Source organism: Acinetobacter sp. YH12039 (genome assembly GCF_013420015.1).
Lineage (GTDB): Bacteria > Pseudomonadota > Gammaproteobacteria > Pseudomonadales > Moraxellaceae > Acinetobacter > Acinetobacter amyesii.
The window spans coordinates 1-21392 of the sequence record NZ_VOZA01000030.1 but is presented as its reverse complement, the minus strand read 5'-3'; the positions used below and the strand labels follow the sequence as shown (position 1 = coordinate 21392).

Here is a 21392-nt window from a genome sequence, read left to right as displayed (position 1 = left end):
AGAGGACAGTAGGTGTCCTCTTTAATTTGTCAGTTGGGATATCAGTCTTCTGGGTAAGCGACTTTTTTCAACGCTTTGATGTCAGCATCTGGTGAGCATAAAGAAATAAACTCGTAGCCATAACCGCGTAGCAAATGTCCTTTGCGAACAGCAATCCAAGTGGTATTAACGCCAAAAATATCGGTAGGAATCTGTTTTAAACGGTAGTCACGTTCTGGGTCGTATGCTACATCGTTGACAATACCAACCCCCATATTCAGTTCAACATAGGTTTTAATAACGTCTGCATCAAGTGCGGACATCACGATATCTACATTAAAGCCTGAATCTTCAAAAGCTTTATCAATTTTAGAACGACCCGTAAAACCACCGTGGTAAGTAATAATTGGATAGTTCGACAAATCTTCAATGGTGATATTTGATTTTTGGGTGAGTGGGTGCTCTTGTGGTGTGATGATACTGTGTTGCCAGTTATAGTAAGGCACACTTGCAAGGTTATCTTCGGTGGTTAACGATTCGGTTGCGATCCCAATATCCGCTTCACCTTGAAGGAGCATTTCTGTAATTTCAACAGGGCTTGCTTGTTGCAAAATTAGATGAACTTTTGGAAATTCTTTTTTAAATTGGTTCACAATCGGCGGCAAGACATAACGCGCTTGCGTATGTGTGGTCGCAATAGTCAATGTCCCTTCATCCACTTTGTTAAAGTCATCTGCTAGACGTTTAATATTGTCTGCATCCACGAGCATGCGTTCAACGATTCCCAATAAAGACTGGCCTGGTTCGGTTAAACCGAGTAGACGTTTACCTTTACGAATAAATAGCTGTACACCAAGTTCATCTTCTAGATCTTTGATGTGTTTACTCACGCCAGACTGCGAGGTGTAAAGTGCAGCAGACGCTTCTGTTAAATTAAAATTCTGACGTACGGTTTCTCGAATAATTCTTAATTGTTGGAAATTCATAATTTTATTTTACCTTAAAAGCAAGTGGGGCTTGTAAAGGCCCCCAACTTTTTGTTTTATGCAACTTGGTTTTCAAATAAATGCAAGTTCGTTGCACTTAACCATACTGTTTGATTTGGGCGGAATTGATGTGCTTTCGCTTCATCTGCCGTTAATGAAATTTCAATCAGATTGCCCTGACGGTCATGCAATTCAGCAATCACTTTACCTGCAATCCAAAGCTCACGTACAAAAGTTGCTTGGATAGCATTTTCTTGCGGCTGTGCATGAATGCGTAGTTCATCCGGACGAGCGAAGGCAATGACATTTCCTTGCGGCGCATTGGCGTTTTGTGGCAACAAAATTCGGTCTTCACCAATTTGAATGAGGCCATTGCTATTTTGACCTTCAAAACGGTTGGCTTGACCTAAAAAGTCAAATACAAACGGTGTTGCAGGTTTTTCATAAACTTCACGCGGCGAGCCAATCTGTTCTACGTTGCCTTTATTCATCACAATGATTTGATCGGCCACTTCAAGTGCCTCTTCTTGGTCATGGGTCACGAAAATAGAGGTGATGTGGAGTTCGTCATGCAAGGTACGTAACCAGCGGCGTAATTCTTTACGAACTTTGGCATCCAATGCACCAAAAGGTTCATCCAGTAATAACACGCGTGGTTCAACCGCTAAAGCACGTGCCAAGGCAATACGTTGACGTTGACCACCTGAAAGCTGAGCAGGGTAACGGTCAGCCAAGAAACCAAGCTGAACAAGATCAAGCAAACGAATAACACGTTTTTTGATTTCCGCTTCAGATGGACGTGTTGCACGTGGGCGTACACGTAAACCAAAAGCAATGTTGTCAAATACGGTCATGTGGCGGAACAGTGCATAATGCTGGAATACAAACCCAACTTCACGTTCACGGACATGAACTTTAGTGGCATCTTCACCTTCTAAAATCACTTGACCGCCATCGGCAGATTCAAGACCTGCAATGATACGGAGCAGGGTAGTTTTACCACAGCCTGATGGGCCGAGCAGCGCAACGAGCTGACCATCAGGGAAATCTAAAGAGATATTTTTAAGTGCATGGAATGCACCAAAGTGTTTTTCAATATTTTTTACTTGAATACTCATGAGGTCATTCCTTAAGAAACTTGTGAATCGTCTTTACGCTTGTCTTGTCGTTCCTGACGTAGTTCAACCCATGTTTTTAAAATCAGGGTCACAATCGCCAAGAGCGCTAATAGTGAAGACACAGCAAAAGCAGCACTAAAGGTATATTCGTTATAAAGGATTTCTACGTGTAGCGGTAAGGTGTTGGTTTCGCCGCGAATGTGACCTGAAACCACAGAAACAGCACCAAACTCACCCATTGCACGTGCATTACAGAGAATCACGCCGTAGATTAAGCCCCATTTGATATTTGGAAGTGTCACTTTCCAGAATGTCTGCCAACCTGAAGCACCCAAGACGATTGCCGCTTCTTCTTCCTCAGTCCCTTGAGCTTCCATTAATGGAATCAACTCACGTGCCACAAAAGGAACGGTAATAAACACAGTGGCAAGGACAATGGCTGGAACGGCATATAAAATTTTGATGTCGTTATCCATCAGCCAGCCGCCTAACCAACCTTGAGTACCAAAAATCAATACCAACATTAAGCCAGCAATAACTGGAGAGACTGAAAATGGCATATCAATAATCGTGGTTAAAATAGATTTACCACGGAAATTAAACTTGGCAACAGACCATGCCGCAGCTACACCAAACACTACGTTTAGCGGTACGGCAATCACAGCGGTCAGTAAGGTCAGTTTCACTGCTGATAATGTGTCTGGATGAACAAGTGCTTGGAAGTAAACGCCAACACCTTGTTTAAAGGCTTCAACGAAAACCAAAACTAATGGCAGAATCAGGCAGCTTAAGAAGAAAATTAAAGCAATGATGATCAGGGTATAACGAACCCATGTCGGTTCACGTGTTGCATCACGCGACTGTAATTTTTCCGCAAGCGCATTACTATTCGTATTCATCGTGCAGTTCTCCCTGTACGGCGACTTGCCCATGCTTGAACCAAGTTAATTAAGAATAAAATAGCAAAAGAAATCACCAGCATCACAACTGCAATCGTGGTCGCGCCTGCATAATCATATTCCTCAAGACGAGAGATAATCATCAATGGCGCAATTTCAGTTTTGAAGGGTTGGTTACCTGCGATAAAAATCACCGAACCATATTCACCCACACCGCGTGCAAAGGCCAAAGCAAAACCTGTTAACAGCGCAGGAAATAGAATAGGTAAGATCACTTTGGTCACGATCTGAAAGCGATTTGCACCCAATGCTGAAGCTGCTTCTTCAAGTTCAGTCTCTAGGTCGCTCAGTACAGGCTGTACAGTACGAACCACAAAAGGAATACCAATAAAGATGAGGGCCAAGGTAATACCGATCGGGGTATACGCGACTTTAATGCCAATAGGTTCAAGGTACTGACCGATCCAACCAGTCGGTGCATATAACGAAGTCAGTGCAATACCCGCAACGGCAGTTGGCAATGCAAAAGGTAAATCAACCAATGCATCGACAATACGTTTACCCGGGAAGGTATAACGAACCAAGCACCATGCTAAGAGTAAACCAAAAACCACATTAACTAACGCAGCAATAATGGCGGCACTAAAACTCAGATGTAACGATTTTAAAATACGTTCTGAGCTTAAAATCTCCCATAGTCCATCCCAACCGATACCTAAAGATTTAATAAATACGGCCGAAAGGGGGATGAGCACAATTAAGGATAAATACGCTAGGGTAAAGCCTAGAGAAAGACCAAATCCTGGCAGCACTCGGGATCGCTGCGACATGATGACTCCTCAAAATGAGAAAAGCTGACTTAAAAGGTCAGCAAAATTGAATAAATGATTTTGCGACAAGCTTAAAGCTCAGTACTTAAAAAGCAAATTGAAATAAATACTTGTTTTCATCAGTAAAGCTGATATGTTTCATGTGGTTTTCTGAAATTAAGTAATTGAAAATTTCAGGAAACGGTCCAAAACCTGATGCAACATTAATGTGTCCTACAGCGCCCATATTTACAGGGTAGAGCTTCCAAGCATCTGCAAGTTGTTTTGCATCTTCAAAGCCAAGCCAAGGATCATTTTCACTAATCAACATCGTTGTCGGCACACGAATACTTAGCTGATGAAAAAATGCTTTGTAATCCGTTGTACTGTCGCGTGCAAAGCCGTTTTCTCCAAAGCGAGCTGGATTGGCTGGCGCAACCAAAACTAAATTTTTGATTTTTTTATTAAGTTCTGGATACAAGGCCAATGCTGCCACCGTGGTTAAACAACCAAAGCTATGCGCCACAATTTGAATTTCACCCTGTAAAGGTCGTACGGTTTGAACGAATTGTTTAATCCAGTCTTTTAGTACAGGATGATTCCAATCTTTTTGCTGAACACGAGAGCTAGACATGAGCTGACGTTGTAACCAAGATTGCCAATGTGCGTGTTCACTACCGCCTACACCCGGGACAATTACTGTATGTGTCATGTCAAGTTCTCCTGATTCAGTCAATGACTGGTCTTATTTTCCGTTGTTGGCTTTAACGATTTGGTCAAACACGCCGCCATTTTCAAAGTGTGCTTTTTGGACTTTATCCCAACCACCAAATTCTTTATCAATGGTGACGAGTTTAAGTGGCTTAAAGACTGACGCGTATTGTGCAAGTGTTGTGGCGTTACGTGGACGGTAAAAATTCTGAGCTGCGATTTGCTGACCACGTGGTGAATAAAGGAAGTTTAAATAACCTTTGGCTAAATAAAGATTACCTTTTTTCTCTGCATTTTTTTCTAGAACAGCAACAGGTGGCTCAGCTAAAATTGAAAGTGAAGGGGTCACAATTTCAAACTTACCCGGTTGTTCACGAATCGCTAAATGTGCTTCATTTTCCCAAGCCAGCAATACATCACCAATACCACGTTCAGCAAAGGTCGTAGTCGAACCACGTGCGCCTGAATCGAGTACTTTGGTGTTTTTATAAATCTTACGGACGAATTCTTGAGCCGTTGTATCATTACCACCCGCTTGATGTTTTGCCCAAGCCCACGCAGCTAAATAGTTCCAACGTGCACCGCCTGAGGTTTTCGGGTTTGGGGTGATAATACCCACGCCTGGTTTAACCAGATCGCCCCAATCTTTAACTGCTTTTGGGTTGCCTTTACGGACTAAGAACACAATGGTTGAAGTATATGGTGTTGAGTTTTGTGGAAGTTTCTTTTGCCAATCTGCAGGTAAAAGTTTGGCTTTTTCTGCAATCACATCAATATCTGCTGCGAGAGCTAAAGTCACCACATCGGCATCTAAACCATCAATGACGGCACGCGCTTGTTTACCTGAACCGCCGTGAGATTGTTTAAAATTAATTTTTTGACCTGTACGGCTTTCCCAATATTTGCTGAAGTCTTTATTCACACTTTCATAGAGTTCACGCGTTGGGTCGTAAGATACGTTTAAAAAATCTTTCGCAGCTGCGCCAAAAGAAACCGTCGAAATGACTGCAGCAAGAACACCCAATTTTAACTTTGCGGAAATACTCATGTGAACCTCAATAATTTTTACTTTGTCTGTAACATGGGTGAAGAATAGCGCCAATCTTTATGCATAAAAAATAATTAAAAACGAATTTTATATGAATAAAAAAGATAACGGGTGTGTATACGAAAAAAAAGCATCGACCTTATGCGAAAGGAAGATGCTTTTCTGTATTTAAAGCATTATTTTGAATTATTGGTCTTCACGATTTGATCAAAGACGCCACCATTTTCAAAATGTTTTTTCTGTACTTTGCTCCAACCGCCAAACTCTTTATCAATAGTCACTAATTTTAAAGGTTTAAAAACATTTTTATATTTTGCCAGTACCGCAGCATTACGTGGACGATAATAGTTCTGTGCTGCAATGGTTTGACCTGCAGGTGAGTACAGATAATTTAAATACGCTTTGGCTAAATTTTCATTGCCATCCTTCTTGGCATTTTTTTCTACTATCGCAACAGGCGGCTCGGCCAAGATAGAAAGTGAAGGGGTCACAATCTCAAACTTACCCGGCTGTTCACGAACTGCCAAATGTGCTTCATTTTCCCAAGCCAGCAATACATCACCAATACCACGTTCAGCGAATGTAGTTGTTGCACCACGAGCACCTGAGTCGAGGACTTTGGTTTGCTTATAGATTTGGCGGACAAATTCTTGGGCTTTTGTATCATTACCACCTGCTTGATGTTTGGCCCAAGCCCACGCTGCTAAATAGTTCCAACGCGCACCGCCCGATGTTTTTGGGTTCGGGGTAATAATGTCGACACCCGGTTTAATTAAATCGCCCCAGTCTTTAATGCCTTTCGGGTTGCCTTTATGCACTAAGAACACAATGGTCGATGTATATGGCGTTGAGTTTTGTGGGAATTTCTTTTGCCAGTCTTTTGCAACTAAACCACGTGCAGCTATTTCATCAATATCTGCAGCCAAAGCCAACGTAACAACATCGGCATCTAGACCATCAATAACAGCACGAGCCTGTTTACCTGATCCACCATGAGATTGTTTAAAGTTAATGTCTTGGCCTGTGGTTTTTTTCCAGTAAACACTAAAGTCTTTATTGAAGTTGTCATACAATTCACGGGTTGGATCATATGACACATTTAAGAAATCTTTGGCAGATGCACTAAATGCTGTGGCAGAAATGAATGCAGCCAAGACCCCAAGTTTTAATTTAGATAGATTCATGTTGTCCTCAATTTTTATACATGTTTTGTTGGATGAGGCAAGAATATCTGTAGTTTTTATGCAGAAAAAAATAATTAAAAAAGAATTTAATATGAACAAAAAAGAAATATATGCTGAACGATTATTTTTTAAAATAAAGTGATGTAATTGGGATGACGACGTATGCAGTGTTTTAAAAATGCGCAGCAAATAGAACAAGTTAATTTACTGGATCGCGCCTTTCACTATGGCGATGGTTGTTTTAGCACGGCACGTATTCGCCAAGGACAAATAGAACTTTTAGCTTTGCATATTGCACGATTAAAACTGAGTAATGAACGTTTAAAGCTAAATGCAGATTTAAGCCTTATTGAATACACTCTAAAATTGTTACGTAAACAAGATGTCGTTAATGGCACTTTAAAAATTGTGTTGAGTCGTGGTATCGGTCAGCGTGGCTATAGTTTACCTGAGCATCCAGCAGATGTTTGGGTGTTTTATTACCCCAAAGCTGTTGCAGATTTTGAGTACGAAAATGTCGAAAGTGGTGTATTACATCAAGCTATTGGGTTAACCATGCCAAGTTTGGTGGGCTTAAAGTCCTTAAATCGATTAGAACAAGTCATGCTCAAAGCAGAGTTGGATCAAACCCCATGGGGCGAAGCTTTGGTGACGGATGTACAAGGTACAGTTGTTGAAGGTGTGAGCAGTAATTGTTTTATTCGCACAAATGAAGGATGGATTACGCCCGAACTTCGTTATAATGGCGTACATGGTGTCATGCGTGCAGAAATTTTAAAACGGATGCAGCAGCTTCAGATTCCATGTACTCAACGTCACGTCAATATGGATGAAATTACGCATTTTCAGAGTATTTTTTTCTGCAATGCTTTAAGTCCCATGAAAATTGCATCAACTCTGAATGGAGTTGAGTTAGATGTTCAAGCTTGTATTGAACTTTTCCGAACACTTCAATTAAGTCAGATTCGTTAATATGTCCACCGCGTCTAAAAAAACAAATAAGAAAAAATCTGCCAAAGCAGGTTTTCCATTTAAAGCATGTTTGGTTGTGCTACTTGGTATCGTTGTACTTGTGGCGATTTTACTGTGGTCGAGTTTATTTAAAGCCTATCCTGTGGAAGGCAAAAAGCAAATGTTGGCGATTGGTGCAGGGGATACCTATTCAGGATTTATTGACCGACTGGCCAAAGAGAAACAAGTTCATTTTCCTATTATTTTGAAGTTGTACCAAAAATTCATGATCAATGACACCTTAAAAGCAGGTGTGTATGAAATCCATGAAGGCATGAGCGTACGTGAAGTCATGAAACTGATTTCTAACTCTGAAAATGCGCAAATGAATCGAATTTTAGTGATCGAAGGGACGACATTTAAGCAACTCATTGATGCTTTAAAAAATGACCCATTGGTAACGCATGACATTAGCAATCTGTCTTATTCAAAGATTTTGCAGGAACTAGGTATTCCTTATTCACACCCAGAAGGTTTATTTGCTCCGAATACTTATTTCTTTGCAAAAGGCGAGTCTGAACGCAAAATTTTGAAGGATTTGTATAACCGACAAATCAAAGTATTAGATCAGGCTTGGAATAATCGAGCTCAAAATTTACCTTATAAAGATAAATATGAAGCCTTGATCATGGCATCGATTATTGAAAAAGAAACCAGTCTTGATCGTGAGTTAGAGCAAGTATCAGGGGTGTTTGTCCGTCGTTTACAACAAGGCATGCGTTTACAAACAGACCCTACGGTTATTTATGGCATGGGCGATAAATACCAAGGCAATATTACTCGCCAAGATTTACGTACACCTACAGCATATAATACGTATACGATCAATGGTTTACCGCCTACACCGATTGCTTTGCCAAGTCAAAAAGCTATTGAAGCCGCGATGCACCCAGATGCGTCAAATAACATCTATTTCGTGGCTACAGGTAACGGTGGTCATAAATTTAGCAGTAATTTGTCAGACCATAACCGAGCGGTACAAGAGTATTTATCGGTAATTCGTGCGAAAAATTGAGGAGTGAGCATGTTTATTAGTTTTGAAGGCACGGAAGGTGTGGGTAAAACCACGTTGATTCGTAAACTACATGAGCATTTCCAACACTTAGCGAAAGATGTGGTATTAACCCGTGAGCCGGGTGGCACACCTATGGCAGAGCAAATTCGCTCACTGTTACTTTCGGTGAACCACGAAGAAACCATGAGTAATGACACTGAGTTATTGCTGATGTATGCGGCACGCGCGCAGCATTTAGAAGCCGTGATTCTCCCAGCGTTGGCTGCAGATAAAATCGTTTTATGTGACCGTTTTACAGATTCGAGTTTTGCATATCAGTGTGCAGGTCGTGGTTTGGACCGAGAAAAACTGAAAGTTTTAAATGACGGTTTTGTGGTGCGTATGCCAGATATTACCTTTTGGTTAGATGCACCGATTGAAACGGGCATGTTACGTGCGCGTGAACGAGGCGCTTTGGATCGATTTGAGCAAGAGAAAGCAACGTTCTTTGAGAAAGTGCGTTCCGGTTTTGCTGAAATCCATGATACTGAGCCTGCACGCATGAAGCGCCTCGATGCGACACAAACACCTGAACAGGTTTTTCAACAGGCATTATTGCATTTGCAGCAGATCTAAAATGCCATAGTAATCTTTAGGTATTTGATTTAAAAATCATTCATAGCATAAGTTATGGATGATTTTTTTATGCCGCATCGAAAGCAGGCGATTATTGATTTTTTACAACGTGAATTTGCCCCAAGTTTAAAAAATTGCACGATTCAAGAGGTTGGACAGCAAACGGCGACCTTAATTTGGCATGTCACCGAACAAGATCTAAGACCGGGCAATACGATTTCTGGCCCAACCATGATGACTTTGGCTGATTTTGCGCTATATGTGGCTATTTTGGGGGAGATCGGGATTGTAGGGCTTGCGGTCACGACCAATATGAATATTAATTTTTTAAGAAGACCAGAAGCCAATCAAGATTTAATAGGCGAGTGTCGATTGCTGAAAGTGGGCAAAAGTATAATTTATGGTGAGGTGTTGGTGTATTCAGCAGGTGTGGATGAGCCTGTTGCACATATAACAGGGAGTTATTCTATTCCACCAAAACGAATATAAAGGCTCAATTGCATTTGCTGATTCAAATAAAAAGCCGAATTTATATTCGGCTTTTTATGGTTTTTAGACATTTTAGATGTTTAAGAAACCAGTTCTGTATTCACCAATGGACATTCCACTTGGAAATCGGGTGGACTTAACACAGTTTTACGTAGTTCGTCTGCTTGTTCAGGATAGTCTAAAGTGAAATGCAGACCACGAGACTCTTTACGTTCCATTGCACAGCGCACAATTATTTCTGATACCAATACTAAGTTACGGAGTTCAATCAGATTTTTACTGACTTGGTAATCTTGGTAATACTCGGTGATTTCACGCTTAAGCATTTCAATGCGGTGTAGGGCACGTTGGAGGCGCTTGGTTGTTCTGACAATACCCACGTAGTTCCACATGGTTTGGCGAAGCTCGTCCCAATTTTGCAAAATCACCACGTCTTCATCAGGGTTGGTCACTTGCGAGTCATCCCATTCTGGGACATGAGGCGCCTGATAAGTCCCTTGATGTTGTGATGTGATATGTGCTGAAGCACTCATACCATAGACGAAACATTCAAGTAAGGAGTTACTTGCCATACGGTTTGCACCATGTAGGCCGGTATAAGAGGTTTCCCCAATGGCATATAGGCCTGGAATATCGGTCTGACTGTTTTCATCAACCACAACGCCACCACAGGTGTAGTGTGCTGCCGGAACCACCGGAATCATTTCTTTGGTAATATCAATACCGAGTTCCATTAAGCGTGCATACAATGTTGGGAAATGTTCTTTGACAAATTCTGCAGGTTTATGGGTGATATCAAGCCAAACATGACGGATTCCTAGACGTTTGATTTCATAATCAATAGCGCGCGCTACGATATCGCGTGGTGCTAATTCGGCACGCTCATCAAAGCGCAGCATAAAGCGTTCACCATCTGGAAGACGTAAATAGGCACCTTCGCCACGCATCGCTTCGGTAATTAAGAAAGAGCGAGCTTGAGGATGATATAAACAGGTTGGATGGAATTGGTTAAACTCCATATTGGCAACACGGCAGCCTGCACGATACGCCATGGCAATACCATCACCCGTCGCAATGTCGGGATTTGATGTATATAAATATGCTTTCATGGCACCACCACAGGCAAGGGCAGTGAAGGGTGCTAAAAAGGTATGTACTTTTTCGGTTTTTTCATCTAAAGCATACAGACCGAGAGCACGGTTTTCAGTTTCAGGATTTAATTTTTGTGCGGTGATTAAATCGATTGCAATAAAATTTTCAAAAATATGAATATTGGCTTTTTCTTGCGCACGTTCAACCAATGTTGTGGAAATTGCACGTCCAGTTGCATCCGCTGCATGGATAATCCGCCGGTGAGAGTGACCACCTTCACGTGTCAGATGTAACTGTTCTTGTTCGTCTAAAGTAAATTGCACACCCTGATTCAGTAGAAAATCGACAGAAGATTTACCACCTTCAACGGTTTGTTTTACCGCCGCCATTTCACATAAATGCGCACCGGCAATCATGGTGTCATTGATATGCTGTTCAATAGAATCTGTTTTATCGAGAACGGCAGCAACACCACCTTGCGCATAATATGTACTGGCATCCGTCAGCGTCGATTTAGCTAAAACAGCAATATTAAAATGATCTGGTAGCGATAGGGCTAAACTTAGGCCTGCACCGCCACTTCCCACAATAATTACATCAAATTGATGTATCGTGTTTAAATTAGACATGTCCATCAGCTAATTTTAAAAATGTCCGATCATCACAACTGTTTTTGCCTAAAAACGCAATGACTATAAATTAACTAAATAATGAAAAATATTCATAGATCTGTAATATTTAAGGAATGTTTAAGATTGTTTATCATAAATAATCATCAAACATTTTATTACGAAGCTTAGACTTGCATTGTGATAAAAACTAACGTATTTCAAATGATAAGCACAATTGAGTGAATGCTAACAATGAATAAATCGTATTTACAAAAGGGACTCTATGCAGCTGTGTTTACGGTTGCTAGCGTGCAGACTCAGGCAGCGGGTCCTGTTGATTTTTCCAATTTGGTTGAACAAGTCAGCCCAGCTGTCGTAAGCGTGAATGTGGTTAAAAAGCTTAGTCAAGAAGAGCTTTTGCAGCAACAAGTCCCAGAAATATTACGACGCTTTTTCGGTAATCAGGTGGTTATTCCGCAGCAAAAAATGCCGCAAGAAAAGACCGGTTATGGAAGCGCATTCTTTATTAGTAAAGATGGTTATTTATTGACAAATCACCATGTGGTAGAAGATGCATCGAAAGTCACCATCGTATTGAATGACCGCCGTGAAATTGATGCCACCGTTGTGGGTAGTGATGAGCGCACTGACGTTGCCTTATTAAAAGTGAATGGTAGTAATTTCCCTGAACTTCGCACAGGTAATGTTGATCGCTTACGTGTGGGTGAGCCTGTACTTGCGATTGGTTCTCCGTTTGGTTTTGATTATTCGGCATCAGCGGGTATTGTTAGTGCAAAAATGCGTAACATGATGGGAGAAACTTCAGTTCCGTTTATTCAGACCGATGTGGCATTAAACCCGGGTAACTCAGGTGGTCCGCTTTTTAATCAGTCGGGTGAAGTTGTTGGTGTGAACTCACGTATTTTTAGTGGTACGGGGGGGTATATGGGCTTGTCATTTTCAATCCCGATTGATGTTGCGATGGATGTAGCCGATCAGTTGAAGAAAAACGGCAAGGTGACACGCGCTTACTTAGGGGTCATGCTGCAAGATATCGATCGTAATCTAGCTGAGTCTTATAACCTTTCAAAACCTGAGGGCTCATTGATTACTCAAGTTGCACCGAATTCACCAGCAGCAAAAGCTGGCTTTAAAGCGGGTGATGTCATTTTGAAATTTAATGGTACACCGATTTCACGTACTGGCGAACTGCTGAATTATCTTAATCGTACAGGTCCAAATCAAAGCATTCAGCTTGAAGTACTACGCGATGATAAACGCCAAAACATTTCAGCAACCTTAATCACTGCACCAGATGATACTCCTGCAAAAGCTGAAACTGCGCCTGTGAAAAAAGGCCCTGTGATTGGGGTGTCAATTCGTAATTTAACTGTAGATGAATTAAAGCAACTGAGTGTGAAAGGTGGTGTATTAATTCAAGATGTACGAGCTAGTGGTATTGCTGCACAAGCGCGAATTCAGCCGGGTGACGTTGTGACTCAAGTTAATAATAAAGCTGTGAATAATGCAGAAGATTTTGTGAAAGTTATTTCAGAATTGAAAAATGGCAGCATTGCACGTGTTTCTTTGATTCGTCAGGGGCAACGTGCGATTGTGGGCATGCGCATTCAATAATGAATTACTGAATGAAAACCACTCCAAGCGAGTGGTTTTTTTAACTTTAGTGTTTTTGCAATTTACCCTTAGATAAAAATGAGTAGACTGTGGAGCATATTTTAAAATTTGCAGGACGCTATGAGCGATATCTTTGATTTAAAAATTACAGTTCAAGCTGAACATATCGACACATTAAATCATGTGAATAACGTGGTGTACGTCAGTTGGATGCAAGATGTCGCGACAGCACATATTGAAGCCTTGGGTTTAGGCTTAAAAGAATATATTGAATTGAAGCATGCCATGGTTGCTGTTGAGCATCATGTGCAATATCGCAAAGCAGCAGTTGAAGGTGAGGAGATTATTCTGCGAACGTGGCTCAATGATATCAATGCGTTGTATTCATTTCGTCAGTATGTATTTTATCGACCTAAAGACAAAGCGATATTATTTACAGGCAATACGCAGTGGGCATGCATTGAAATTGCCACAGGTCGTCCAAAACGCATGTCGCCAACCTTTACCCAAGCGTATCAACCTATTGCGGATAGCCTAAATCCGCTGGATTTTAGTGCTTATGATCTTTGAGTTTGATTTTATCGCAAAATTTCAAACCAAGACTAGCCAAGTTCTCCATGTAGGATGAATGACTTGCATAAAAGCAATGCATTATTTTCGATACTTTGAAAAATCCATCTGCTATAATCCTCGGCAATTTCTATTCGGCTTTTGCTATGCATAAAGAATTGCATGTATAGCGCTTTTATTTTTCCAAGGTAGCCCATGGCGCAAGCTAAAAAATCTGTTGATATAAAAAACATTCGTAACTTCTCGATCATTGCGCATATCGACCATGGTAAGTCGACCCTTGCCGACCGATTTATTCAAACTTGTGGTGGTTTGCAAGATCGTGAAATGCAGGCGCAGGTTCTAGATTCTATGGAATTGGAACGTGAGCGTGGTATTACGATTAAAGCTGCGTCAGTGACTTTGTATTACACCCATCCTAATGGTGAAGAATACCAACTCAACTTCATTGACACACCGGGGCACGTTGACTTTTCTTATGAAGTTTCACGTTCATTGGCTGCGTGTGAAGGTGCACTATTGGTTGTCGATGCTGCACAAGGGGTAGAAGCACAATCTGTAGCGAATTGCTATACCGCAATTGAACAAGGTTTAGAAGTCCTACCTGTTTTAAATAAAATTGATTTGCCGCAAGCAGAGCCAGAGCGTGTTATTCAAGAAATTGAAGACATTATTGGTATCGAAGCGACTGAAGCACCTACATGTTCAGCTAAAACCGGTCTAGGCATTGAAGGGGTGCTTGAAACACTGGTAAATGTTATTCCTGCACCCGAAGGCGATCGTAATGCACCATTACAAGCCTTAATTGTTGACTCTTGGTTCGACAACTATTTGGGCGTGGTTTCTTTAGTTCGTATTAAAGAAGGTCGTGTGCGTAAAGGCGATAAAATGTTGATGAAATCAACAGGTCAAACGCACATCATTACTTCAGTAGGTATTTTTAATCCTAAACATACAGAAACTGACATGCTCGAAGCAGGTGAAGTTGGTTTCGTGATCGCGGGTATTAAAGATATTTTTGGTGCTCCAGTTGGTGATACGATTACCTTGGCAACTACACCAGAAGTACCAACCTTACCAGGCTTCAAAAAAGTTAAACCACAGGTCTATGCAGGTTTATTCCCAATCGATTCAAGTGAATTTGAACCGTTCCGTGAGGCGCTGCACAAACTGCAAATTAATGACTCAGCGTTGTTCTTTGAACCTGAAAGTTCAGATGCACTTGGTTTTGGCTTCCGTTGTGGCTTCTTGGGTATGCTGCACATGGAAATAGTACAAGAACGTTTAGAACGTGAGTATGATCTGGACCTGATTTCTTCAGCACCAACCGTAATTTATGAAGCGGTGATGAAAAATGGTCAAACCATTTATATCGACAGTCCTTCTAAAATGCCTGATGGTTCAACAGTTGAAGACTTACGTGAGCCAATTGCCGAATGTCACATTTTAGTACCGCAAGAATACTTGGGTAATGTGATGACTTTATGTGTTGAACGTCGCGGCGTTCAAAAGAATATGAAGTTCATGGCGAACCAAGTGGCCATTACGTTTGAAATTCCAATGGCTGAAGTGGTAATGGATTTCTTTGATAAGTTGAAATCATGTTCACGTGGCTTTGCATCGCTTGACTATAGCTTTGTCCGTTTTGAGAGTTCATCTTTGGTTAAGGTGGATGTGCTAATTAATGGTGAGAAGGTTGATGCCTTGGCCATGATTTGTCACCGCCAAGATGCTCGTCACCGTGGTATTGCTTTAGTTGAAAAAATGAAAGACTTGATTCCACGTCAAATGTTTGATGTGGCTATTCAAGCAGCAATTGGCGCGCAAATCATTGCACGTTCAACTGTAAAAGCGATGCGTAAAAACGTATTGGCAAAATGTTATGGTGGTGACGTGTCACGTAAGAAGAAACTTCTTGCGAAACAAAAAGAAGGTAAGAAACGTATGAAGCAAGTGGGTAGTGTTGAAATCCCACAAGAAGCGTTCCTTGCGGTATTGAAAGTAGAAAGATAATAAATAGAGGTTTATGAGCTCATGGATTTTGACTTTAATTTGATCCTTGTTCCTGCCACAGTCATTTTTTTCTTAATTTGGCTGTTGGATAAGTTTGTCTGGAAACAACGGCAGACCAAAGGTAAGGGGAATGAAAATGTCGTTATCGCATGGGCTTATGATTTCTGGCCGATTCTAGCGATAGTTTTGGTGATGCGTTCATTCTTATATGAGCCATTTAATATTCCATCAGACTCTATGGTTCCAACTTTAGAGACAGGTGATTTTATTGTGGTGAATAAATATCAGTATGGCGTACGATTACCTATTATTAATAAAAAAATTATTGATGTCGGTGAACCTGAGCGTGGTGATGTCATTGTATTCCGTTATCCACCACAACCAACCATCAGCTATATTAAACGAGTGGTCGGTTTACCAGGTGATCATATTATTTATGATCATGGTCAACTGAGTGTGAATGGTCAGAAAGTGGCAAAAGTTCCTGTGGAATTTAGCCGTGAAAAAGATCAACTCGACACACCTACATCGATTTATCATAAAGAAACCATGGGTAAGCATACGTTTACCATGCGTGAGCTTGAAGGTGTCAATGTTGCGCGCCAAGCGCCATTTATCAACTATGTTGAAAATGGTAAATATTCAACAGAAAATGGTTTATATTGGGAAGTTAAGGTTCCTGAAGGTCACTATTTCGCGATGGGGGATAATCGCGATCAAAGTGCGGACAGTCGTTTTTGGGGCTTTGTGCCTGAAGAAAACCTCACTGGACGTGCTTTTTACAAGTGGATGCATAAGGAACCTGGTTTAAAACTGCCTTCATTTAGTCGTAATGGCAGTATTGATTAGTCTTACATCAGGAAAATAAAATGAGACATCAACGGGGAACGTCTTATATCGCAATTTTAATTGCTATTATTGGGTTTGCTTTTTTAGCTAAAGCTTTAATTGCGGTTTGGGGACCGTATGTTGACGACCGTCTCGTCAACAATGAAATTGAAGAATTGATGAAGAGCAGTCCTAAAAATATTGCTCCGAGTAAGTTTGAGTCACAAATGTCACAGCGTTTAGATATGAATGGTGTACGTGATTTAAATTTTAAAGATATTGCTCAAGTCACTAATGTAGATGGTCTACAAGTGAAAACAGATTATGAAATAAGAAAACCTTTCTTATTGAATATTGATATTGTGTTGAAGTTCGAGAAAAGTTTTGATCAAAGCTCAGTCCAAGCTAAATGAAGCTCGTTTAGCAAGTCGTATCGGTTATCAGTTTAAACAACCTGAATTGTTACAACTGGCCTTGACCCACCGATCGGTGAGCCATAAATACAATTATGAACGCCTAGAATATCTGGGCGATTCATTATTGGGTATGATAATTGCCAATTATCTGTACCATGCCTACCCGCATGAAAATGAAGGGCGTCTAACGCGTATGCGTGCGACACTGGTTCGTCAGGAAGCGCTAGGAAAAATTGCCAATGACTTAAAACTCAGTCAAGAATTAATCTTGAGTACAGGTGAGTTGAAATCTGGCGGTCATCATCGTGAGTCTATACTTGCGGATACCGTTGAATCGATCATTGGTGCAATCTATGTCGATTGTCAGGATTTAAAAATTCTGGAACCGATTGTTCTTAAATGGTATGTGCCATATTTAGATCATATTGAACCGACCGATCAACTGAAAGACCCTAAATCACGTTTGCAAGAGTATTTACAAGCACGTAAAAAACCTCTCCCGGTTTACGAGGTTGTAGATATTCAGGGTGATGCTCCGAACCAACATTTTAAAGTTGAATGTACAGTTGAAGGGCTCCCTGTTAAATACGGTGAAGGTTCAAGCCGTCGCTTTGCTGAACAGGCAGTAGCGGCAGAAATCTTAGAAATTTTGGAGAAAAAGTCTTAATGACTACTCATTCCGATCACGTAGATGCTGATCACGAGTCGCAAGGCGACAGTAACGATTTAATTAGTCAGTTCTTTAGTGCACAAGGCACTGAAATTCCAGCCGATTTTAAAAGTGGGTTTGTGGCGATTGTTGGTCGTCCAAACGTGGGTAAATCAACGTTGATGAACCATATTTTGGGTCAAAAACTTTCCATTACCTCTCGTAAACCACAGACCACACGTCATAAAATTGTGGGTATTGACTCACGCGAAAAATCTCAAGCGGTATTCGTAGATACCCCGGGGATGCACAAAAAAGAAGTCCGTGCCATTAATAAAATGATGAACCGTGCGGCACATTCTGCACTTCGTGATGTGAACTTAGTTTTGTTTGTGATTGATGCAGACAAATGGACACAGAATGATGATTTAGTGTTAGAGAAGCTAAAAAATGCCGATATGCCAGTGATTCTTGTGATCAATAAAATTGATACACTAGAGAATAAAAACCATGCATTACCATTGATACAAGAGCGTGCAAAATTAATGAATTTTGCAGAAATTGTTCCTGTATCAGCATTACGTGGTGCAAATTTAGATCATTTGCGCAGCACGATTGAGAAATATCTGCCGTTCCAACCACCACTGTATTCACTTGAGCAATTGACCGATCGTTCAGAGCGTTTCCTTGCGTCTGAAATTATCCGTGAAAAAATCATGCGTCAATTGGGTGAAGAGCTGCCTTATGATTTAACGGTTCAAATTGAGTCGTTTAAAACAGAAGAAGCAACGGTAAATCCAAAAACAGGTCGTCCTAAAGCGGCGTGTACCTATATTGATGCGACGATTTTTGTCGATCGCTCTGGTCAGAAAGCTATTGTGATTGGTGAGAAAGGTGCCAAACTGAAAAAAATCGGTATGGATGCACGTGTGGATATGGAAAAAATGTTCGAGCAAAAGATCATGTTGACGCTTTGGGTGAAAGTCAAAGGCGGTTGGTCTGATGATGAACGTGCGTTGAAAAGCTTGGGTTATAGCGATATCTAATCGTTAAATAACAAACTTTGAGGGAAGAGTAATGATGAAAGTATTAGCTGTAGTGGCATGTGTTTTGTTTCTACAAGGGTGTATTCATAAAATCGTTACTGTTCCTGTCAAAGTGGCTTATAAAACCACAAAAGGCGTGGTTAAAGGTACTGCTGCAGTTGTGGGTGCAGTCATTCCAGATGGGGATGAAGATGAAGACGACAAGAAAAAGAAAGACAAGGATTAATATTTCAAATCATGCGTAATGAGATACTGCATGGTTATTTAATTCACCATCGTAAATATCGTGAAAAAAGTCATATTGTGCACTTGTTTACTCAGGAGCATGGTCGAATTGATGGTATTCTCAGGCAAACGCCACCTCCCCAGTATCAACCAATTTGCTTGCAAGCATCTGGTAAGTCCGAACTTAAAAACTTTAGTAAACTCGAAATTGTAAATCAACCGATTTTCTTTTTTGGTGATGCTTTTTTTTCAGGGTTTTATCTGAATGAAGTCTTATTGAGATTATGTCCCTTAGAGGTTGAGATGCCTGAGACATTTGCTCAATATGCACACACCTTGGAAAAACTTCAATGCATGTCTGTCCAGGCCCACCCAGATCTATTCTTACGGCAAATCCTTAGACAATTTGAGCATGTGCTGCTTGAAGAGTTGGGTTTTGCGTTGGATTTTTCAACTGATGCAAATCAACAGCAAATTCAGCCTCATGAAAATTATCAATTTCATTTAAACGAAGGTTTTCAACCTGTCATTAAAGCCTCACGCGCAACATTGTCAGGTCAACATATTTTAAGTATGTGTGATTATGAAAAAGGTGGGGAATTTAATCCTGAACAGTTACAATTACTGTCTAAGTTGTACCGACAAATGATTACTTCCTTGCTTGGCGATCGTCCATTAAAAAGTCGTCAATTGTGGATACAGAATTCTCAAACTCAACGTCATTAGGAAAGAATTATGGCAGCTTTGCTTGGTGTAAATATTGACCATGTGGCAACACTACGAAATGCACGTGGGACAACTTATCCAGATCCTGTGAATGCCGCAATTATTTGTGAGCAAGCGGGGGCGGAAGGGATTACGCTGCATTTACGTGAAGATCGTCGCCATATTAAAGATGATGATGTGCGTCGTATGCGTTCTGTATTAAAAACCCATATGAATCTTGAAATGGCAGTGACCAATGAAATGGTTGAATTTGCTAAAGAGATTCAGCCGCATCATGTATGCTTTGTTCCTGAAAAGCGTGAAGAAGTGACGACTGAGGGTGGTTTAGATGTTGTTGGGCATTTTGAAGATGTAAAAAATGCGACTCAAGCACTTGCAGCGATTGGTTGCGAAGTTTCATTATTTATTGATGCTGACTTTGCTCAAATTGATGCAGCGATTGCCTGTGGTGCGCCTACGATTGAGTTGCATACAGGTGCATATGCAGATGCTGAAACACCTGAAGCGCAGAAGGCAGAGCTGGAACGTATTATTCAAGGTGCTGAATATGCCGCATCTAAAGGTTTGATTGTGAACGCTGGCCATGGCTTAAATCTTGACAATGTCACTCCGATTGCGCGCATTGCGCAAATTCATGAACTAAATATTGGTCACTCGATTATTGCTGATGCAGTGTTTATTGGATTGGCACAGTCTGTAAAACAAATGAAAGCTGCGATTAAAGCCGCACGTTAATTTTTAAGTAAAGTATATGTCAAATATTGATTATGATACCCTAATGAAGCCAGTCATTGGCTTCTTGGGGTGTGAAACACCAAAAGCATGGCTAGATGAAGCTTTAAATAATTTGGATATCCTGATGCAGGATCATGCCAATTGTGAAAAGAAAGCAGCAAGTACAGCAATGAATTTGATGTTTCGTTATAGTTTTTTCTCGGATTTACAAATCAAACTGGCACAGCTAGTACGTGAAGAAATGCTGCACTATGAGCAAGTGCTGGAACTGATGGCAAAACGTGGTCAGGAATGGACTGCAATCAGTGCTGGTCGGTATGCAGGTGGTCTACGCAAAGAAGTACGGACTTATGAGCCAGAAGCGTTAATTGATATCTTGGTGATTGGCGCATTCGTTGAAGCACGTTCATGCGAGCGTTTCTATGCGCTTGCACCACATGTAGATGAAGAGTTGGGGCGTTACTACCGCTATTTGCTAAAGTCTGAATCACGCCATTATGAGGACTATTTAGCATTGGCCATGGATGTGGCGACGACCAATAAGCTAAAGAACCCGAAAGAAGATATTCAGATGCGTATTGAGCATATTCGTGAAGTTGAAAAAAATTTGATTAGCAGCCCAGATGATTTATTCCGCTTTCATAGTGGTGTGCCAGTCAAAGCAGCTTGATAAAATAATCCTCCAAAATGGGGGATTTTTTATGCACTTAAAATAAACGATAATAAGAATTATTTACAATTGTCTTGGGTGAATCTAAAATGAAACGATCTCTATGAATCAAACAATTTAAGCTCACTTATTTAATATGAAATTACAATTCACTTTACTCTGTATCGCTTTGTGTGCGGTTGGTCAGTAAGCGTCCGCTGAACACACCTTCTGAATTCATCCTATAAGCCTTAATTTAGTCCCCACTTAGAAACAAGTGGGGACTTAAATTTATGACTACAAATCATCAGACATCCATCGCATCTCTTGCGA

Annotated in this window: 23 protein-coding genes; 15 read left to right on the top strand and 8 right to left on the bottom strand. The window is 40.8% G+C overall.

What is annotated here, in order from left to right; translation table 11 throughout:
* Nucleotides 1–41: 41 nt before the first annotated feature.
* The 7 genes from FTT98_RS12285 to FTT98_RS12255 all read right to left on the bottom strand — a co-directional run bounded on the left by FTT98_RS12285 (nucleotide 42) and on the right by FTT98_RS12255 (nucleotide 6734).
* Entirely contained in the window at nucleotides 42–965 is a 924-nt protein-coding gene (locus FTT98_RS12285) for a CysB family HTH-type transcriptional regulator (RefSeq protein WP_168378042.1), read from the bottom strand.
* A gap of 56 nt (nucleotides 966–1021) precedes the next feature.
* Nucleotides 1022–2083 (bottom strand): sulfate/molybdate ABC transporter ATP-binding protein, encoded by a 1062-nt coding sequence (locus FTT98_RS12280; protein WP_180063421.1) that lies wholly within the window; start codon nucleotides 2081–2083, stop codon nucleotides 1022–1024.
* 11 nt (nucleotides 2084–2094) lie between these two features.
* Nucleotides 2095–2982 carry a sulfate ABC transporter permease subunit CysW gene (gene cysW, locus FTT98_RS12275; protein ID WP_180063420.1) on the bottom strand — a complete coding sequence of 296 codons (888 nt, stop codon included), beginning with the start codon at nucleotides 2980–2982 and terminating at the stop codon, nucleotides 2095–2097.
* Entirely contained in the window at nucleotides 2979–3812 is an 834-nt protein-coding gene (cysT, locus tag FTT98_RS12270) for a sulfate ABC transporter permease subunit CysT (RefSeq protein WP_180054960.1), read from the bottom strand. Before cysT ends, cysW begins: the two co-directional genes overlap by 4 nt.
* Nucleotides 3813–3897: 85 nt before the next feature.
* Complete coding sequence (locus FTT98_RS12265; RefSeq protein ID WP_180007628.1) at nucleotides 3898–4503, bottom strand: alpha/beta hydrolase; 606 nt, start codon at nucleotides 4501–4503, stop codon at nucleotides 3898–3900.
* 33 nt (nucleotides 4504–4536) lie between these two features.
* Nucleotides 4537–5550, bottom strand: a complete 1014-nt coding sequence (locus FTT98_RS12260) for a sulfate ABC transporter substrate-binding protein (RefSeq protein WP_078192016.1) — start codon at nucleotides 5548–5550, stop codon at nucleotides 4537–4539.
* Between the two features lie 176 nt (nucleotides 5551–5726).
* Entirely contained in the window at nucleotides 5727–6734 is a 1008-nt protein-coding gene (locus FTT98_RS12255) for a sulfate ABC transporter substrate-binding protein (RefSeq protein ID WP_180048714.1), read from the bottom strand.
* 162 nt (nucleotides 6735–6896) lie between these two features.
* Between FTT98_RS12255 and pabC the strand changes: the two genes are divergently transcribed.
* The 4 genes from pabC to FTT98_RS12235 all read left to right on the top strand — a co-directional run bounded on the left by pabC (nucleotide 6897) and on the right by FTT98_RS12235 (nucleotide 9864).
* Nucleotides 6897–7706, top strand: coding sequence for an aminodeoxychorismate lyase (gene pabC, locus FTT98_RS12250; protein WP_180177410.1), 810 nt, complete (start codon nucleotides 6897–6899; stop codon nucleotides 7704–7706).
* Nucleotide 7707: 1 nt separating this feature from the next.
* Complete coding sequence (gene mltG / locus FTT98_RS12245) at nucleotides 7708–8760, top strand: endolytic transglycosylase MltG (RefSeq protein WP_180177409.1); 1053 nt, start codon at nucleotides 7708–7710, stop codon at nucleotides 8758–8760.
* 9 nt (nucleotides 8761–8769) lie between these two features.
* Nucleotides 8770–9375 carry a dTMP kinase gene (tmk, locus tag FTT98_RS12240; RefSeq protein WP_180177408.1) on the top strand — a complete coding sequence of 202 codons (606 nt, stop codon included), beginning with the start codon at nucleotides 8770–8772 and terminating at the stop codon, nucleotides 9373–9375.
* 69 nt (nucleotides 9376–9444) lie between these two features.
* The gene (locus FTT98_RS12235) at nucleotides 9445–9864 is read left to right on the top strand and encodes a PaaI family thioesterase (protein WP_180177407.1); all 420 of its coding nucleotides are present in this window, start codon (nucleotides 9445–9447) and stop codon (nucleotides 9862–9864) included.
* Nucleotides 9865–9944: 80 nt separating this feature from the next.
* On the opposite strand, the gene nadB is transcribed toward FTT98_RS12235, so the two are convergent.
* Nucleotides 9945–11591, bottom strand: coding sequence for an L-aspartate oxidase (gene nadB, locus FTT98_RS12230; protein WP_180177406.1), 1647 nt, complete (start codon nucleotides 11589–11591; stop codon nucleotides 9945–9947).
* A 228-nt stretch (nucleotides 11592–11819) separates the two neighbouring features.
* On the opposite strand from nadB, the gene FTT98_RS12225 reads away from it, so the two are divergent.
* The 11 genes from FTT98_RS12225 (at nucleotide 11820) to FTT98_RS12175 (ending at nucleotide 21080) form a co-directional block, all read left to right on the top strand.
* On the top strand, nucleotides 11820–13202 hold the full coding sequence (locus FTT98_RS12225) for a Do family serine endopeptidase (protein ID WP_180177405.1): 1383 nt from the start codon (nucleotides 11820–11822) through the stop codon (nucleotides 13200–13202).
* Nucleotides 13203–13322: 120 nt separating this feature from the next.
* Nucleotides 13323–13772 carry a thioesterase family protein gene (locus tag FTT98_RS12220; protein ID WP_078190331.1) on the top strand — a complete coding sequence of 150 codons (450 nt, stop codon included), beginning with the start codon at nucleotides 13323–13325 and terminating at the stop codon, nucleotides 13770–13772.
* A gap of 195 nt (nucleotides 13773–13967) precedes the next feature.
* Entirely contained in the window at nucleotides 13968–15785 is a 1818-nt protein-coding gene (gene lepA, locus FTT98_RS12215) for a translation elongation factor 4 (RefSeq protein WP_180111181.1), read from the top strand.
* A 21-nt stretch (nucleotides 15786–15806) separates the two neighbouring features.
* On the top strand, nucleotides 15807–16634 hold the full coding sequence (gene lepB, locus FTT98_RS12210) for a signal peptidase I (RefSeq protein ID WP_168378032.1): 828 nt from the start codon (nucleotides 15807–15809) through the stop codon (nucleotides 16632–16634).
* 20 nt (nucleotides 16635–16654) lie between these two features.
* A complete protein-coding gene (locus FTT98_RS12205) occupies nucleotides 16655–17026 on the top strand; it encodes a DUF4845 domain-containing protein (protein WP_168378031.1) in 372 nt (123 codons plus the stop codon).
* On the top strand, nucleotides 16998–17696 hold the full coding sequence (rnc, locus tag FTT98_RS12200) for a ribonuclease III (RefSeq protein WP_111883979.1): 699 nt from the start codon (nucleotides 16998–17000) through the stop codon (nucleotides 17694–17696). The genes FTT98_RS12205 and rnc overlap by 29 nt, the downstream gene beginning before the upstream one ends.
* A complete protein-coding gene (era, locus tag FTT98_RS12195) occupies nucleotides 17696–18724 on the top strand; it encodes a GTPase Era (protein WP_067765139.1) in 1029 nt (342 codons plus the stop codon). Before rnc ends, era begins: the two co-directional genes overlap by 1 nt.
* Before the next feature lie 31 nt (nucleotides 18725–18755).
* Nucleotides 18756–18950: an NF038104 family lipoprotein gene (locus FTT98_RS12190; protein ID WP_078192000.1), complete on the top strand. Its 195-nt coding sequence runs from the start codon at nucleotides 18756–18758 to the stop codon at nucleotides 18948–18950.
* Between the two features lie 8 nt (nucleotides 18951–18958).
* Complete coding sequence (gene recO, locus FTT98_RS12185) at nucleotides 18959–19675, top strand: DNA repair protein RecO (protein ID WP_180007698.1); 717 nt, start codon at nucleotides 18959–18961, stop codon at nucleotides 19673–19675.
* Between the two features lie 9 nt (nucleotides 19676–19684).
* Entirely contained in the window at nucleotides 19685–20410 is a 726-nt protein-coding gene (pdxJ, locus tag FTT98_RS12180; RefSeq protein WP_180054978.1) for a pyridoxine 5'-phosphate synthase, read from the top strand.
* Between the two features lie 16 nt (nucleotides 20411–20426).
* A complete protein-coding gene (locus FTT98_RS12175; RefSeq protein ID WP_180177404.1) occupies nucleotides 20427–21080 on the top strand; it encodes a tRNA-(ms[2]io[6]A)-hydroxylase in 654 nt (217 codons plus the stop codon).
* Nucleotides 21081–21392 lie beyond the last annotated feature (312 nt).